Origin of the sequence: Alteromonas pelagimontana (assembly GCF_002499975.2) — a bacterium.
Lineage (GTDB): Bacteria > Pseudomonadota > Gammaproteobacteria > Enterobacterales > Alteromonadaceae > Alteromonas > Alteromonas pelagimontana.
The window spans coordinates 2,277,632-2,293,532 of sequence record NZ_CP052766.1; the positions used below are offsets into that span (position 1 = coordinate 2,277,632).

Below are 15,901 nucleotides of genomic sequence, written 5' to 3' on the forward strand. Positions count from 1 at the left end.
AAGAAGCTGTCTCAGGCTGGACATAATATTTAACAAAGTTATAGCTGCTGTCCGGAAGGTAACAACCGGATTGCGTCTTAACAATACAGTCACAAAGACTGTGATGTTTAAACAAACCCTATCCACGTGAGGAAGACACTCATGACGTTTGCCAAAATATTTACCAAAACGCCTTTAAGTATCGCTATCACCACAGCAATACTGGTTTCAGGCAATGTTCAGGCGCAAGCGAGCAAGACCGGTACAGACCAGGATGTAGAAGTCATTGAAGTAAGGGCGAACAGCTACGCTGACAGCTTATCCAAAGCGTTGATGTTAAAGCAGCATTCTGCAGGCGCTGTGGATACTATTCTTGCTGAAGATATTGCCGATTTCCCTGATCAAAACCTGGCTGAAGCTTTGCAGAGAATTCCCGGCGTGGCGGTCAGTCGTGAAGCCGGAGAGGGGCGGGAAATCACCGTTCGCGGGCTTAACTCCACATTCACTCGCGTGCAACTTAACGGCATGCAGGCGCAGTCCCTGGCTGCAGGTACCGGTGGGGTGCGCACCAGCCGCGGTTTTGACTTCAACGTTTTCGCTTCCGAGCTTTTCAATCAACTTAGCGTTTATAAGACGACATCTGCTGAATTAGAGGAAGGCTCTCTTGGCGCTACGGTAGGGCTTCGTACCGCTCGACCCTTTGACTACAATGAAAATGTATTTGCTTTCAATGGTCAGGCTTCCTACAACGACCAGTCTGAAGAATATAACCCCAGAGTCTCAGGCTTAGCGAGTTTTGTTAATGAAGATAATACCATCGGCTTTCTTATGTCGGCGTCTTTTTCAGAACGGTTTGTTAATAACGAAGGAGTTGACACCGGTCGATGGGAAACTGATGATTTTGGGGCATGTTCGGCTTGCGAAACCGAAGCCGATCTTACCGCAGTACGTAACGCATGGCACCCTCGTTTTCCTCGTTACGCTGAAAGAACTCACGAACAAGAGCGCACTGGCGTAACTGCGTCCTTACAGTTTATTCCCGGTGATAATACCACCGTGTCCTTCGACGCCCTTTACTCTAATATCCAGTCCACCAGAAACGAGCCATTTATGGAGGCAATATCATTGGCCCGGACCGGTGCTACAGGTGTTGATCAATCAAACGTTACTGCCTACCGAATTGATGATCAGAACACCATGTATGCCGCCACCATTGCCGACGTTGACATGCGTTCGGAGTATTTTGTCGCCGATTGGGAATCAGATTTCACCCAGTTCAGTATGAATCTGGAGCATGACTTCACCGATACATTGAGCGCTGATATTTTGATAGGAACGTCAAAATCAAAGTTAAAAAACCGTGAAAGCACCGTAGTCTACGAGCACTTTTCTGACAACGATGAGCGTAAGATGCTGAACTACGCTGATAACAGTTCAGCAGTGACTTACGATTTCACTGATATGTTAAACCCGATATTAAATTACAGCTTTGATACCGCAGACCCAGCGAATTGGGAAGTCTCCGAATTTCGTGATCGTCTTTACGACGCAGAATCTACCAACGACAATGCACGTATAGATTTATCCTATCTTTTTAATGATGCGATAACATTAAAAGCCGGTGCAACTTACAAAGAGTACTCGTACGAAATTGAAGGCTTTCGTTCTGATGCTGCGCTAGCCGACGTTGACCAAAATGACGGCGAAGTTGATGGTAGCGCTTGTGGCATCGGTTCTGAAATAACCGCTGGCGACGGCAGTGTCGTCAGCCACGGTGGCCAAACTTTTTTTATGGCGAATTCTGATCAAGTTGATAACTTCATAGCAAGTGGTTGCTGGCCATATGAGGTTTATGCAGGAGATACGCGCTCAGTTACTGAAGAAAGTATGGGGTATTTTGCGCAAGCAGATTTCAACTATGACATCGGCGAGAGAGTTTTGCGCGGTAACGCCGGAGTTCGTTACGTAAAAACTGATCTCAGCTCTACCGGTATAGTGAATACTGAAATACGCACTGTTGAACATGATTATACCGACACATTGCCCTCTGTTAACTTAGCGTATGAGCTAAGTGACGAGCTAATCTTACGTGCAAGCTGGGCAAAAGTAATGACTCGACCAAACCTGGGTACGCTCAATCCTGGCGGTAGCGTTGGAATATTTGGTGACCCTAAAGTGAGCTACGGCAATCCTTATATCGACCCTTTTCGCGCTGATGCTACGGACTTTGCGGTTGAGTGGTATTTTGATGAAGGCGCATTGTTATCGCTGGCCTATTTTATTAAAGATATTAAGTCTCTCCCCACTTCAGAAACCGTTACTATGACGTGGCCTGAAACGGGTCTGCCCGATAGCTTGTTGAGCTCTCAGTACGACGACCTAATTGATGAAGAATTTCAGGTAAGTCGCACGGTTAATGGTGAAGGCGGTGATCTTGATGGTTTTGAGATTCAATACCAGCAGCCGCTGACCTTTTTACCCGGACCTGACTGGGTACGAAAGTTTGGCATACTCGCCAATCTCACATTTGTTGATTCCGAAATGACCTATGGTGAAGGCCGCGTGGGCCCACTGACAGGGCAGTCAGATGAGTCTGCAAACCTAACACTGTACTGGGAAGACGATGTTTTCAGTGCTCGTATTTCTACCGCGTACCGCAGTGAGTTTTATACTGATCTAAGTTCAAGCGATACAGACAAATGGCGCCAGATAGACGGCGCAACGTATGTCGACTTCTCTGCAAGTTACAATGTCAGTGAAAACCTCAAGCTAACCCTGGAAGGAATTAACCTTACCGATGAAACCACCGCTGAATATATGGATCCGTCAGTGATGCGCATTGTCACTGAACAAATTACAGGTCGTCAGTACTTTTTAGGTGTTAGCTATCGCATGTAACGCGAGAAAGTGTTGTCCCTTCGGCCATTTATCCGTCCCTGTAAATGGCCTTTTTTATTCCCGCTTAATTAGCGTGTATGAACCGCTAATTAGGCGCTTTTGTTCGTACTAAAAAACAGGAATAACCTCATGTTTAAGCCGCTCATAGTCGTCGTTTTATTTTTCTGCACCTACGTCCAGGCGCAAGATTTGACGCCTGTCACATTGCATTTGGTGGGCGACTCCACCATGGCAAATAAACCGAACCTTGCTTATCCGGAGCGTGGATGGGGGCATTTGCTGCCGCATTTTGTCTCCCCTGAACTTGAGATCCGTAATTATGCTACGAATGGCCGCAGTACACGCAGCTTTATTGATGAAGGGCGCTGGAGCAGTGTGTTGTCGGAAATAAAGGAAGGTGATTACGTGCTTATTCAATTTGGGCATAACGATCAGAAAAAAGAAGATCCTGTCCGTTATGCGTCACCTGATAAAGATTATCCGGCTTTCCTGAAGCGCTATATAGAAGAAGCCCGTACTAAGGGCGCAACTCCTATGCTCGCCAGTTCCATTTGTCGACGGCATTTTTCAAGCGATGGGAAGTTAGAGCGAACATTGCTTGAGTATGCGGCGGCTGCGAAAAAAGTTGCAAAGGCGGAAGACGTGGCATTCTTCCCCTTAAATGAAAAAACATGTGCATTGTTAGCAGAAACCGGTGACGAAGAAAGCCAGAAATTTTTCCTGCAGGTGCCGCCGGATCTTTACACCCGTTATCCTGAAGGAAAAATTGATAACACGCATCTTAATGTTATAGGGGCGTCTAAAGTTGCTCAATTATTTGTGCGGGAACTGAAGGCGCAAAACCATCCTCTTGCGAACTATGTTTACAGGGAAACGTTATGATAAAGATAAACCAATGGCGTTGTGTCGCTGTTCTTGCCCTTTTGTTTGCGCCGCTTGTTGTAGCGCAAGAGGATGCCGCAACAATCCTGATAGCGGGTGATTCTACCGTACAGGATGTAAATCCGGAAAAAAGCGCAGAGGTAGGCTGGGGACAAGTTCTTCCGGAACTCCTTGCCGACACAAATAACGCCGTCACTATTGATAACCATGCCAAAGGCGGTCGTAGCACACGCACTTTTATAGCCGAAAAACGTTGGCAGGCGCTTCAGGAACAAGTGCAGCCGGGAGATTGGGTGTTAATTCAGTTTGGCCATAACGATCAGGCTTATGATTATCCAAATCGCTACACCTCTCCACGGGAATATAAAAGTAATCTGCTGACGTTTGTTAAGGAAGTAAAAGCAAAGCAAGGCAATGCCATACTCATTACGCCGGTGATGCGCCGCTACTTTGATAAAAACGGCCATATTCGCGATGCGCATGGCATGTATCCTGAGCTGGTAAAAGAAGTGGCCAAAGAAACCGCTACGCCATTAATTGATCTTGCGGCATCAAGCTGGCAGTTGTATTTACAATACGGGCCAGAAAAGTCAAAAATGTTATTTAATTATTTAAAGCCGGGGCAGCACCCGAAACATCCAGATGGCGTTGAAGATGACACCCACTTCTCAAGAGCCGGCGCATTAGAAATTGCAAAGCTGGTGGTTGCCGAAGCGCAAGCGAAATCCATTCAACCGTTTGGCAGTTATTTTCAAGAAGTGGAAATAGAAGGTATCGATTTTACGAAAGGCAGGGGCTTTTAGAGAAGGCTACTCAGCCTGTTAAGCGTAATTATTTACGCTCAACAGGCTGAGTAAATTCAGCTTCATAATCCTGCCAGCTGGAGATGACTTCTAACTCGGAATCAATGATGCCATCTCCTTTAATTGTCTGCGGATGACGAATCATATCCAGCACATGTTTATCTACGCTATCCTGAACAGGCAAGGTAGCGCCCACATCTCCAGACTGTACCAGTTGCTGATAAGCTTCATCCGAACTGAGCGCGGCAGATTCATTGTAGAACGTTTTGCTTACCAAAAAGTCGTCTAGTATGGCGTTGGCTTTTTCTTTGTCCATATCAACCACCGTAATGCGTGAACGGTCAGCTTGAGCATCATCTGACGTGCCTGCAAACGCATTGCAGTGGATATAGCCGTGACCCATGGAAATGTCTTCGCGGTGCCATAATTCGAAAATCCAGTCTACGGTAGAAGCCGGCCCGGGAATGAAGACATTATCAACCAGATTAAACTTACCGCCTTCTGCACCATACACGCTTTTGAAACCCCAATTGAAAATCACGTTATTACGGATATCCACAAGCGTTTCGGACTGAGAATAAGGCGCACCAAGCCGATAGCCGTTGATACGCGGATTTCGGCTGGTGTGACTGGCAACAATATTACGTAGAAAACTGGCATTTTTACCGCCCCAGATTCCACCGTAACCGTGTTCCCCTTTGGAATGTCCTGAGTCGCGTAAACTCTCCGCAAGCAGGCTGTATTGAAGAGTGAAATTTTCGTTATTGTAAAAAGATCCCACTTCATCATTCGCCCAGCTAAGGGAACAGTGATCGATAATAATATCGTGTTGACGTCGCGCAGTCATGGCATCGCCTTCGGGGCTATGCTGTCCCGGACGAAAACGCAGATATCGAATAATCACCTGATTCGCTTTAATTTGCGTTTCCGCACCACGAACAACAATGCCGCCAGGCGATGTCGAACCATCAAGCGTGAGGTTATCACCGAAAATTTTAAGGGCTTTTGCAGATGGATGATGCCCGACACAGCAAATTGAACATTGCGAGGGTAAGACTGGGTTACCGCCCAGCGAAGCGTGCCCGGCGTAATATTCTTTGGGTCCGCCAGCGAATTCACAACCAGAGTTTGGCCATTGTTGCCGCCAGCGGTGTACTTGCCAAAGCCGAGTGCGCCGGCGAAAGCCAAAGGTTTGTCATCCGCCAAAATAGCTGGGCTAACCAGCCCAACTATCAACGTAAGAAAAGCGGCAAGGACAGAAATCAAGCCGACTGCGGAGCGATATGACTGAAGAAAGCCTCTTTTGTCATAATTGCACCAGGGTAACTAATTACTGTTGCCGCGACTTTTGCGCCGAAACTTGCCGCGTCGGTAATACTACCACCACTTAAGCGTGAAGCCAGATAACCGCCGTTAAACGCATCACCAGCAGCCGTGGTGTCAACAACTTTCTCTACCCTTTCAACCGGAACAATATAGTGGGCGTTTTCCTGAAGGACATGTACGCCGATGGCGCCGTTTTTTACCACAACCTCGCCGATATCAAAGGGGGCTAAATGTGCAAAAATAGCATCAGTATCGGTATGACCATATAGGGTTAGATGATCATCGCCGCCGGGAAAGGCGATATCCGCCATGCTGTACGCCCGATCGGTCCATTTGCGCGCTTCTTCAGGGTTCATCCACAAACGCTCCCGATAATTTGGATCGAAAACGATGCGGCAACCTTGGGACTTTAATTCATCCAGAATAACAAATAGCTTTTCCCGTTGGGCATCGTCCAGAATCGCCAGTGAAATTCCGCTGAAATAGAACATATCTACATCAACGAGCTTACCGGTCATGGTATTCAGGGTTTGTGTGGCGGCAGAGCCATTACGCCAGTAAGCGAAGGTCCGTTCGCCATGCTTGTCTGTGCGCACCATATACAAGCCTAAATTGCGTGCTCTGCAGCGATAAACGTAGTCGGTGCCGATTTCTTCTTCGCCCATACGAAAAAGAAACTCGTCACTTAAAAAGTCTGCGCCAATAGCGGTAAAATACTGTACGGAAATATTTTTTGCGCAACGTTTTAGATAAACAGCAGTGTTGTAGGTGTCACCGGCGAAGCTTTTTGCCAGATTCTCCTGGTCGCGGTTTACCAGCTCCACCATGCATTCGCCAAATATCACCATTTTTTTCATGCTGCGGCCTCATTATCAAATGCACTTAACGCCTGCGCGCATAAATCGGTAAGGCCTTGCCAGTTACCCGCTTTAACCATTTCCGTGGGCAGCATCCACGAGCCTCCTACGGCAAATACATTGGGCAGGGCAAGGTATTCTGTCATGTTCTGCTGCGTCACTCCGCCAGTAGGGCAAAACACGATATTCTGAAAGATACTGCTAAGCGCTTTTAACATAGGTGCGCCACCATTAAGGTGAGCGGGAAAGAACTTCAGCTCTTTTACGCCGAATTCGGCGGCCATCAAAATATCCGCGGCATTCGCGGTGCCGGGAATAAAAGGTAACTCAGCTTCTACCAGCGCCTGCAAAAGCGTGGGGCTGACAGTAGGCGTAACAATGAACTGACTGCCGGCGGCTTTGGCTTCGGCAATCTGAGACGTTGTTAAAATGGTCCCCATGCCCACAACCAGTTCGGGAAATTTCTGACGAATCGCGGTGACAGCGTCTGCAGCAACGGCTGTGCGTCTGACCACTTCTATATTTTTAAGCCCACTGTTCTTGACTGCTTCAGCGACGGCAAGCGCCTGCTCGACAGTATCGGCCTGCACAATAGGTAAAATCGGTGCGCCCTTAAGAAGATTGCGTATTCCGTACATTACAATGCTCCCAGGCAATCCGCCGGATTGCTTTTATCAAGTTTCTTCAGTGTGGCAAGTTGTGCATGAACAGTATCGCGAAACTGTCGATTGTCAGAAAGTTCTGCGAACACTTCCTGCAGGTTCAAAATGGCGTCTGCAAAATCAGTTACGTTATGTTGATGCTCTGCCGCCAGTGCAAGCAATTTTTCTGCATTGGGGTCGGTGAGTTTTTCGCCAGACTGCTGACGTTGAGCAATAAACAGGATCCATGCAGCGACAGGTGCACAGAGGTGCAAAATCGCGCCTTTTGCTGTTAATCTATCGCGAATGGTATTTAAGATTCTAAAAGGCAGTTTCTGCGATCCGTCCCACGCAATCTGCGCGAGCATGTGACGAATATGAGGGTTATGGTAACGCTGAATAATTTCATCAGCATAGGCACTGACATCGAGTTTATCCCCTGCGTCAATGGTGGGCAGAATTTCCTTCGTTAATAAACGGCGGATAAACTGCTCCAGTGCCGGTTCGTTTATTGCCGCATAAACCGTGTCTAAACCGCATAAAGAGCCAATATAAGCCAACGTGGAGTGAGTGCCGTTTAATATTCGCAACTTCGCTTTTTCAAAAACATGTACATCATCGGTAAATGTTACGCCTACCTTTTCCCAGGCAGGGCGAGGGCCGCTAAATTTATCTTCTATTACCCACTGGCTGAAGGCTTCCCGTTGAATCGGCCACGCATCGTGCACGCCTAATTCGGCTTCTGTACGTTCGATTAACTCGCTGTCTGTTGCGGGCGTAATGCTGTCTACCATGGTGTTAGGAAAACAGATATTTTGCTCAATCCAGTCAGCCAGATTAGCATCAAGTAAACTGGCAAAGGCTTTAACTGCAGCCCCTAGTTTAGTGCCGTTATCAGACAAGTTGTCGCAGCTGATGATAGTCAGTTTGCAGTGCGCTTCCTTTTTACGCTGACTCAGTGCGGCGACTAACAATCCAATGGCGGAAACTGGCTCTTGCACAAATTCCAGGTCGTGCCGAATATCAGGGTGGGAAGTATCCAGCTCTCCTTGATTATTCAGGCAATAACCTTTTTCAGTGATAGTCAGGGTGATGATGTGAGTGTTTGCAATGCCAAGCGCTTCCATAATGGCTGCGCGATCAGTGGCAAGCACAAACACATTTTTTAATGCACCCACAATCTGCGTGTAAGGCTGGTGATCCAGCACTGCCAACGCATATAGATTATCCTGTTCGGTAAGTTTTTCCTGCAAATCGCGGCTGCGCATGGACACCGCCTGAATGCGCCAGTCTCCCCCATGTGCCATGGCGAGATCTGTATAGACCGCCTGATGAGCGCGATGAAAGGCGCCGGGGCCGATATGCACGATACCGCAGCCGGTGGTTTTTAAATCGTAAGCAGGCTTTTTAACAGAGTCAGGGAGCTGCGCCAATGTCTGCACGTTGAGTCTTGCCATACGTCACCTATCCCAGTTTATAAGCCTTTTTGGCGAGTTTGTAAGAAAGCTGAACAGCCAGCTCAGCGGCTTCAGATTCACTTACCCGATGCTCTACCACTAACTGGGCCAGAAAACGACAATCAATGCGGCGAGCCACATCATGGCGAGCAGGAATAGATAAGAATGCTCGAGTATCGTCGTTGAAACCCACTGTGTTATAGAACCCGGCAGTTTCGGTTACCTGATGACGAAAACGCAGCATGCCTTCCGGGCTATCATGGAACCACCAGGCAGGACCAAGCTTCAAGCTTGGATAATGCCCCGCCAGCGGTGCTAATTCGCGGGCATAGACGGTTTCGTCCAGCGTAAATAGAATAATGTTCAGGCGCGGATCGTTGCCATACTTATTGAGCAAAGGTTGCAGTGATTTCACGTAGTCCGTCTGCATTGGGATATCATGCCCTTTATCCCGGCCAAACTTTTTAAATAGTGCTTCGTTATGATTACGGAATGAACCGGGATGTATTTGCATTACCATGCCGTCTTCCACACTCATTCCGGCGAGTTCAGTCAGCATTTGTGCGCGGAAAAGCTCTTGATCCTGCGCACTGGATTTACCGGTTAACACACGGTCAAATAAGGCCTGACAATCCTGCAAAGCTAAATCGGCGGTCGCCGCAGTAGGATGACCATGATCGGTGGCAGTTGCGCCGTGATCGCGGAATACTTCCCGACGTTTACGCAGCGCATTAAGGTAACCTGCCCAGGAGTGGGAATCCTCACCGGTCATCTCACCTAATTTGCCAATATTGGCAACAAAATCTTCCCGTGAGGCATCAACCACGTCGTCGGGACGAAAGGTGGTAATTACCCGCTTATCCCAACCGGTGCCTTTTATCGCGCTATGATGAGGCAAGCTATCCAACGCTCCCTCAGTAGTGGCAATAACTTCAATATTAAACCGGTCCATCAGCGCGCGAGGCTTGTATTCAGGCTTGGCCAGTTCGGTGGTGATATGGTCGTAATATTCCATGGCATTGTCGCTACACAACATGTCCGTCATGCCAAATACATTGTGAAAGACAGTGTCGAGCCACATTCTGGAGGGCGTTGCCGCAAAAAGATAATAATGATCGGCCAGTAGTTGCCAGATTTTGCGGGGGTCGGTTTCAGATTCACCGCCATCCCAGCGCGGTATACCCAGACTTTCTAAAGGCACGCCCTGGCTGTACAACATTCTGAATACATAATGATCGGGTTTTATCAACAGCTCGGTGGCATTACCAAAGTTGCTATCCTTAGCAAACCAGCTGGGATCGGTGTGTCCATGAGGGCTGATGATTGGCAAATCACGGACAGACTGATATAAAGCCCGAGCAATGCTGCGCGTTTTTTCATCGACAGGAAAAAGTCTGTCTTCGTGTAACAAGATTGGTCTCATATCACTCTCTACTTATAAGGTTACGCCACGCTTCCAGATGGCTATCTCGTGACTACCGTTTTTTTCATTACAGGTCAGCTGACCTGACGCCGTACTTAAGCATAACTGGTACAGTTGCGCTGCGCAGTCGTCAATATCAACGCCTTGCAGCACTTGTCCCGCATTGAAGTCAATCCAGTGTGGTTTTTGTTTTGCGATCCTAGGATTTGACGATATTTTAATTGTGGGTACAGGGAACCCGAGCGGTGTACCACGCCCGGTGGTGAATAACACGATATGTGCGCCGCTGGCCGCTAACGCGGTGGCGCTGACTGCATCGTTGCCTGGTGCTTGTAAAAGAGACAGCCCTTTGGTGCTGACGGGTTGCCCGTATTGCAGCACACTGGTAACCGTGGCCTGACCGCCTTTTTGTACGGCACCAAGAGATTTCTCTTCCAGTGTAGTCAAGCCGCCGGCCTTATTGCCAGGAGAAGGATTTTCGTAAACAGGCTGCTTATGGTCGAGAAAATACTGTTTGAAGTCGTTAACCAGCTTCACTATGCCTTTAAATACGTCTTCGTTTATAGCGCGGTTCATCAGCAGTTGTTCAGCGCCAAACATTTCCGGAGTTTCGGTAAGAATGGCGGTGCCACCAGATTGGGTAATGAGATCAGTCATACGACCCACCAACGGATTAGCGGTAATACCGCTGAATGCGTCGCTGCCACCGCACTTCATACCCAACACTAATTCGCTGGCAGGAATGGGCTCGCGTTTGTCCGTCGATAGCACATCAAGCATCTCGTGAACCATGCTGATGCCTTCTTCAATTTCATCGACAACATCTTGCGAGTTAAAATATCGAATGCGGTTAGCGGGCTTGTCCACTGATTCCAACATACTGGATAGCTGATTGTTTTCGCAGCCTAATCCCACAATGAGTACGGCTCCCGCATTAGGGTGGGAAGCCAGCGCTGCAAGGATAGCGCGGGTGTCGTTTAGATCATCCCCTAGCTGCGAACAGCCAAAAGGGTGGGTGAAGGCACGAAAACCATCGCATTCTTTGGAAAACCGTCGTTCGCATTCTGAAGCAATTCGCTCAGCGGTACGGTTAACACAGCCGACGGTATTAATGATCCAAACCTGGTTGCGAATTCCGACTGTCCCGTTTTCCCGGCGATAACCCATAAAACTGGCTTGATCTGAAGGTGGGTTTTGTAACGCATCCTGCTTCTGCGGCGCATACACGTACTCTTCCTGCCCGCTTAATAAGGTTTTTAAATTATGACTGTGGATGTGCTCACCAGCTTTTACCGCTTCAGTAACGTAACCAATAGGAAAACCATATTTCACTACCTTGTCACCCTGGGCAAGATCCGTCAGGGCGATTTTATGTCCGGCAGGAATTTCAGATAACAGCGTAACTCCCAGGCTTTCAATGGTAGTGCCCGCCTCAAGCGCCAATGTACTCACGCCCACATTGTCATTGGGATGAACTTGAATAACTTTCGTTTGCTCTTGTGTCAGCTCTTGCATAACTACCTGCCTGGTTGATACCTGTTTTAAACTATAAACGATAAAAACAGTTATTTTACATTAATGCCACCGGTGGCATGATAAGGCATAACGGAAATGCGATCAATACATGTTCCCTTACTTTTGCGCTTTTCTCGTTGATTCGCGAATAATTAAATGCGGCTTCACCAGGTAAGTATCCTGGTGCTCTGTCTGATAATGTTCAATTAACGCAATAATTTTCTTGGCTGCCAGCGCTGCCATTGCCACGACTGGCCGTTGTACCGTAGTTAATGAAGGGATAACCCGCGTAGCCAGCAAGTTATCATCGAACCCTGCGACAGACAAAGATTCAGGCACAGCGACTCCCATCTCATGGGCGACCTTAAGCACGCCTGCTGCCATTTCATCATTATTGGCAAAAATAACCTGCGGCGGCGGTGACTGAATTAACAACGAACGCGCACATTCGATACCGCTTTCGTAGGTGTTTTTGCCTTCAATAATGCGGTTTTCAGCCACATCTACACCTAATTCTTTCAGCGTGTGGCAAAAACCTTCCAACCGCTCAATCGCTGAATAATAGTGTTTGGGGCCGCTGATAATGCCGATATCCCGATGACCCAGCGACACCAAATAGCGCGCCAAATCGCTTAACGCCGCGCGGTCATCCGATACCACGATATTCGCGTGGTCATCTAAGTCTACCGAGGCCATGCGTACGTAATTGATGTTTCTGTCTCGTAACGCAGCCGCCAGTTTTTTTGATTCAGATACCGGTGGCAGAATAATGACACCATCAATATTGGAACGTTTAACAAAGTGTACGCAATTATCAATAAAGTTCTCTGTGTCGTAGTTACACGGATGAACGACCAGTTCGTAGCCGCGTTCGGAACACACGCTCAGCACCCCCCGTTGCACCTGGTCGATATAGAGGGCGTCTGGGTTGTCATAAATCAAACCCAGTAAATAGGAACGGCTGGCGGCTAACCCGCGAGCCTGTTTGTCAGGTGAAAAGCCAAGATCATCAATGACCTTCTGAATTTTTTCGCGGGTGGCGACACCAACATTCGTCGCGCCGTTGATCACCCGCGAAACGGTGCGTTTCGAGACGCCTGAAATTCTCGCAACATCATTAATTGTAGGTCGTTTGTCCATTGACTTTTCACTTATTATTATTGGCCTGTATGACTGCTTACATTACAAGCGCGAACTTCTGTCTGTTGACAAGTGTATCCCTTCACCTGAGCGTAAAACAAATTTAATCAGCAACTTGTGTATGCACGCTATTATGATTTCGACCACTTCACTTGTTAAAAATATGTTTATGTATAATTTTTACCAAACATTTATAGTTCAAAAGCCAAACCACTGCGGCAACGCTTCGCTGAACCAGGCTACGTAGGTGACAAGCATAAGCACCACAAACATAGCTGCATATAAAGGGATCAGCGGGCGAATAATATCTTCCAATTTGGTTTTGGCAATGGCGCAGGTGACAAATAATACTGCTCCCACCGGTGGCGAGCATAATCCGATGGATAAATTCAGTACAATCATTATACCAAACTGTAACGGTGACATACCCAGTTCCATTGCCACAGGCAAGAAGATAGGGGTAAATATGAGTACAGCCGGTGTCATATCTAAAAATGCACCCACTACAATCAGCAGCAAATTGATAAGCAGCAGAATAATAATGGGATTGTCACTTAGCTGAAGCAGATAGTCGCTGAGCGACTGGGGAATATTCTCAAAGGATAACAACCATGACATCGCCGTTGAAGCCGCAATCAGCAGCATGACGATGGCGGTGGTTTCCGCCGACTTTAGCAGAATTTCAGGGAGTTCTTTGGCTTTAACTTCGCCATAAAACCCCATTGAAAGCATCAATGCGTACACCACTGCAATGGCCCCAGCTTCGGTGGCCGTGAATATTCCCCCTACAATGCCACCAATGACCAGCACAATTAAAAATAAGCTCGGCACTGCTGCTAATACCTTTTTAGCGACAATTCGCAGCGGTAAGCGCTCAGAAAGCGGGAAGTTTTTCTTTTTGGCGTAGATAAAACACACGATCATCAGCGCCAGACCGACCATGATTCCCGGAAGGTAACCTGCCATAAATAATGCTGCGATCGAGACGCCGCCACTGGCGATAGCGTAAACAATCAAAATATTACTGGGCGGAATTAACATGCCGGTGGTCGAAGCGGCGGCAGTGACAGCGGCACTGAAATTGGGATCGTAACCGTTCTTTTTCATCTGCGGTAACATAAAGCTACCAATAGCGGAGGTAGCAGCTACCGCTGATCCTGAAATCGCGCCGAAAAGCATACAGGAAACCACGTTTACCAGCGCCAGTCCGCCGGGAAGGGAGCCAATTAATGCCATTGCGCACTCGATTAACCGCTTTGCTATACCGCCTCGGCCCATAATCAAACCAGAAAGTACAAAGAACGGAATGGCCAGCAAGGCAAAACTATCCAGCCCGCCCGCCATCCGCTGAGCGATGGTTGTGACCGCTGGCACCGCTTCGATGTTCATCAGCATGGCAATTAATGTGGCAAGTCCAATGCTGATGGAAACAGGCACGTTTATCAGCAAAAAGAAGAAAAATCCTACCACAAGGACAACAGCTGTCATTTCCATTACAAAGGCTCCTGCGAGGCATCTAGCCAAAGGTTATAGATATTGATGATGCCGTAGAAAATCATGAGAGCGCCGGAGATCGGCAGTACAGAATAAATCCAGCCCATTTGAATGCCCAGCGCGGCGGAAACCTGATCCAGCTCCAGGGTGAGATTTACCAAAGCGGCACCGCCGAATAGCAGCACCATTACACAAAAGGTCACAACCAGCAGTTCTACTAAAGTAAGCATCGCTTTGCGAACCGTTTCCGATTGCTTATCGACAATGAGATTAAAACCCAGGTGTGCCTTTTGACGGTAGGCGTACGCGGCACCCAAAATGCCGATCCAAATTAAAATAAAACGGGAAAGCTCTTCTGTAACCGAGGCGGGGTCCTGTAGCAGATAACGGGAAATAACCTGCCAGATAACCGCAAGCAGTATGCCCGACATGGCAAGAATCAGTGCCCAGGCAAGAGAATTATCGATGAATTTAATTATTGTTCGCATGATTACATCGCCTTGATTTTTTCTAACAGATCGCCGACTTCAGTGCCTGCAAAGGTTTCATGAAACGGTTGTACGGCATCAACAAATGGCTGTTTATCTGGATAAATGACTTCAACGCCATCGGCAATCACCTTTTCCAGCGATTCGCGAGTGGATTCCTGCCACAGTTTGCGCTGATACACCACCGAATCGTCCATCGCCTGCTGTAGCCATTGTTGTTGCTGCGGCGTCAAATTGTTCCACACTCGAGACGAGCACAACATGACGTCGGGCACCGAGGTATGTTCATCCAATGAGTAATAACGAGAAATCTCGTAATGGCGGGAGAGATAGTAACTGGGCGGGTTATTTTCCGCGCCATCCACTACGCCTTGCTGAAGCGCGGTATAAAGCTCGCCCCATGCCACTGGTGTGGCAGCTGCGCCCAATGCCCGGACGGTTTTCACTGCAGTAGGGCTATTTAGCACCCGAATTTTTAAGCCTTTTAAATCTTTGGGTGTGTGGACTGGGCGGTCATTAGTGTAAAAGCTGCGGCTGCCAGCATCGTAATATCCCAGCCCTTTTAATTTGAATGCGTCAAGGCCGCTGAGCAATTCGTCACCAATCGGGCTGTTCAGAACGTTCCAAAAATGTTCGTTATCACGAAACACATAAGGAATTGAAAAAATTTGCATTTCCGGGGCAAAGCCTTCCAGCGGACTGGCTGAAACTTTAGTCATAGAAAGCGAACCGATTTGCAGCAGTTCCACCATCTCCCGTTCGGTTCCTAACTGGCTACCTGGGTAAATGTCTACCACCATTTTACCGTTGGAGTAAAATTTTAGACGTTCACCAAGATAGACCATCGCCTTGTGCACTGAATGCTGAGTATCCAGAGTGTGACCCAGACGCAGAATCACCTTGTCGCTATCCTCAGTATGATAACTACATGCGACTAACAGTGCGGTCAGCACAATGATTAACGGGCGACATAAAACTTTCAGCCAAAACATAACTAC

At 47.9% G+C, this 15,901-nt stretch carries 14 protein-coding genes; 3 read left to right on the forward strand and 11 right to left on the reverse strand.

Annotation, left to right across the window (positions count from 1 at the left end):
• Positions 1-141: 141 nt before the first annotated feature.
• The 3 genes from CA267_RS10135 to CA267_RS10145 all read left to right on the forward strand — a co-directional run bounded on the left by CA267_RS10135 (position 142) and on the right by CA267_RS10145 (position 4,562).
• Complete coding sequence (locus CA267_RS10135) at positions 142-2,877, forward strand: TonB-dependent receptor (RefSeq protein ID WP_075607595.1); 2,736 nt, start codon at positions 142-144, stop codon at positions 2,875-2,877.
• Between the two features lie 99 nt (positions 2,878-2,976).
• The gene (locus CA267_RS10140; RefSeq protein WP_232367537.1) at positions 2,977-3,759 is read left to right on the forward strand and encodes a rhamnogalacturonan acetylesterase; all 783 of its coding nucleotides are present in this window, start codon (positions 2,977-2,979) and stop codon (positions 3,757-3,759) included.
• Positions 3,756-4,562, forward strand: coding sequence for a rhamnogalacturonan acetylesterase (locus CA267_RS10145; protein WP_075607593.1), 807 nt, complete (start codon positions 3,756-3,758; stop codon positions 4,560-4,562). Before CA267_RS10140 ends, CA267_RS10145 begins: the two co-directional genes overlap by 4 nt.
• A gap of 28 nt (positions 4,563-4,590) precedes the next feature.
• On the opposite strand, the gene CA267_RS10150 is transcribed toward CA267_RS10145, so the two are convergent.
• From CA267_RS10150 to CA267_RS10200, 11 genes are all read right to left on the reverse strand, one after another.
• A complete protein-coding gene (locus tag CA267_RS10150) occupies positions 4,591-5,466 on the reverse strand; it encodes a hypothetical protein (protein WP_075607592.1) in 876 nt (291 codons plus the stop codon).
• Entirely contained in the window at positions 5,463-5,828 is a 366-nt protein-coding gene (locus tag CA267_RS10155; protein WP_075607591.1) for a hypothetical protein, read from the reverse strand. The genes CA267_RS10150 and CA267_RS10155 overlap by 4 nt, the downstream gene beginning before the upstream one ends.
• Positions 5,825-6,745, reverse strand: a complete 921-nt coding sequence (locus CA267_RS10160) for a sugar kinase (protein ID WP_075607590.1) — start codon at positions 6,743-6,745, stop codon at positions 5,825-5,827. The genes CA267_RS10155 and CA267_RS10160 overlap by 4 nt, the downstream gene beginning before the upstream one ends.
• Positions 6,742-7,383 carry a bifunctional 4-hydroxy-2-oxoglutarate aldolase/2-dehydro-3-deoxy-phosphogluconate aldolase gene (gene eda, locus CA267_RS10165; RefSeq protein WP_075607589.1) on the reverse strand — a complete coding sequence of 214 codons (642 nt, stop codon included), beginning with the start codon at positions 7,381-7,383 and terminating at the stop codon, positions 6,742-6,744. Before eda ends, CA267_RS10160 begins: the two co-directional genes overlap by 4 nt.
• Positions 7,383-8,843, reverse strand: a complete 1,461-nt coding sequence (locus tag CA267_RS10170) for a mannitol dehydrogenase family protein (protein ID WP_075607588.1) — start codon at positions 8,841-8,843, stop codon at positions 7,383-7,385. The genes eda and CA267_RS10170 overlap by 1 nt, the downstream gene beginning before the upstream one ends.
• A 7-nt stretch (positions 8,844-8,850) precedes the next feature.
• The gene (gene uxaC / locus CA267_RS10175; protein ID WP_075607587.1) at positions 8,851-10,266 is read right to left on the reverse strand and encodes a glucuronate isomerase; all 1,416 of its coding nucleotides are present in this window, start codon (positions 10,264-10,266) and stop codon (positions 8,851-8,853) included.
• Between the two features lie 12 nt (positions 10,267-10,278).
• Positions 10,279-11,781, reverse strand: a complete 1,503-nt coding sequence (locus tag CA267_RS10180) for a UxaA family hydrolase (RefSeq protein WP_075607586.1) — start codon at positions 11,779-11,781, stop codon at positions 10,279-10,281.
• Positions 11,782-11,898: 117 nt separating this feature from the next.
• Positions 11,899-12,921: a LacI family DNA-binding transcriptional regulator gene (locus tag CA267_RS10185; protein ID WP_075607585.1), complete on the reverse strand. Its 1,023-nt coding sequence runs from the start codon at positions 12,919-12,921 to the stop codon at positions 11,899-11,901.
• A 198-nt stretch (positions 12,922-13,119) separates the two neighbouring features.
• Positions 13,120-14,415, reverse strand: coding sequence for a TRAP transporter large permease (locus CA267_RS10190; RefSeq protein WP_075607584.1), 1,296 nt, complete (start codon positions 14,413-14,415; stop codon positions 13,120-13,122).
• Positions 14,415-14,903: a TRAP transporter small permease gene (locus tag CA267_RS10195; RefSeq protein WP_075607583.1), complete on the reverse strand. Its 489-nt coding sequence runs from the start codon at positions 14,901-14,903 to the stop codon at positions 14,415-14,417. The genes CA267_RS10190 and CA267_RS10195 overlap by 1 nt, the downstream gene beginning before the upstream one ends.
• A 2-nt stretch (positions 14,904-14,905) precedes the next feature.
• The gene (locus tag CA267_RS10200) at positions 14,906-15,895 is read right to left on the reverse strand and encodes a TRAP transporter substrate-binding protein (RefSeq protein ID WP_075607582.1); all 990 of its coding nucleotides are present in this window, start codon (positions 15,893-15,895) and stop codon (positions 14,906-14,908) included.
• Positions 15,896-15,901 lie beyond the last annotated feature (6 nt).

Excerpts from the sequence above, each read along its gene's own strand:
- eda (WP_075607589.1), bottom strand. The coding sequence starts at position 7,383 with ATGTACGGAATACGCAATCTTCTTAAGGGCGCACCGATTTTACCTATT.
- CA267_RS10185 (WP_075607585.1), bottom strand. The coding sequence starts at position 12,921 with ATGGACAAACGACCTACAATTAATGATGTTGCGAGAATTTCAGGCGTC.
- CA267_RS10160 (WP_075607590.1), bottom strand. The coding sequence starts at position 6,745 with ATGAAAAAAATGGTGATATTTGGCGAATGCATGGTGGAGCTGGTAAAC.
- CA267_RS10195 (WP_075607583.1), bottom strand. The coding sequence starts at position 14,903 with ATGCGAACAATAATTAAATTCATCGATAATTCTCTTGCCTGGGCACTG.
- CA267_RS10180 (WP_075607586.1), bottom strand. The coding sequence starts at position 11,781 with ATGCAAGAGCTGACACAAGAGCAAACGAAAGTTATTCAAGTTCATCCC.
- uxaC (WP_075607587.1), bottom strand. The coding sequence starts at position 10,266 with ATGAGACCAATCTTGTTACACGAAGACAGACTTTTTCCTGTCGATGAA.
- CA267_RS10170 (WP_075607588.1), bottom strand. The coding sequence starts at position 8,843 with ATGGCAAGACTCAACGTGCAGACATTGGCGCAGCTCCCTGACTCTGTT.
- CA267_RS10135 (WP_075607595.1), top strand. The coding sequence starts at position 142 with ATGACGTTTGCCAAAATATTTACCAAAACGCCTTTAAGTATCGCTATC.
- CA267_RS10200 (WP_075607582.1), bottom strand. The coding sequence starts at position 15,895 with ATGTTTTGGCTGAAAGTTTTATGTCGCCCGTTAATCATTGTGCTGACC.
- CA267_RS10145 (WP_075607593.1), top strand. The coding sequence starts at position 3,756 with ATGATAAAGATAAACCAATGGCGTTGTGTCGCTGTTCTTGCCCTTTTG.
- CA267_RS10190 (WP_075607584.1), bottom strand. The coding sequence starts at position 14,415 with ATGGAAATGACAGCTGTTGTCCTTGTGGTAGGATTTTTCTTCTTTTTG.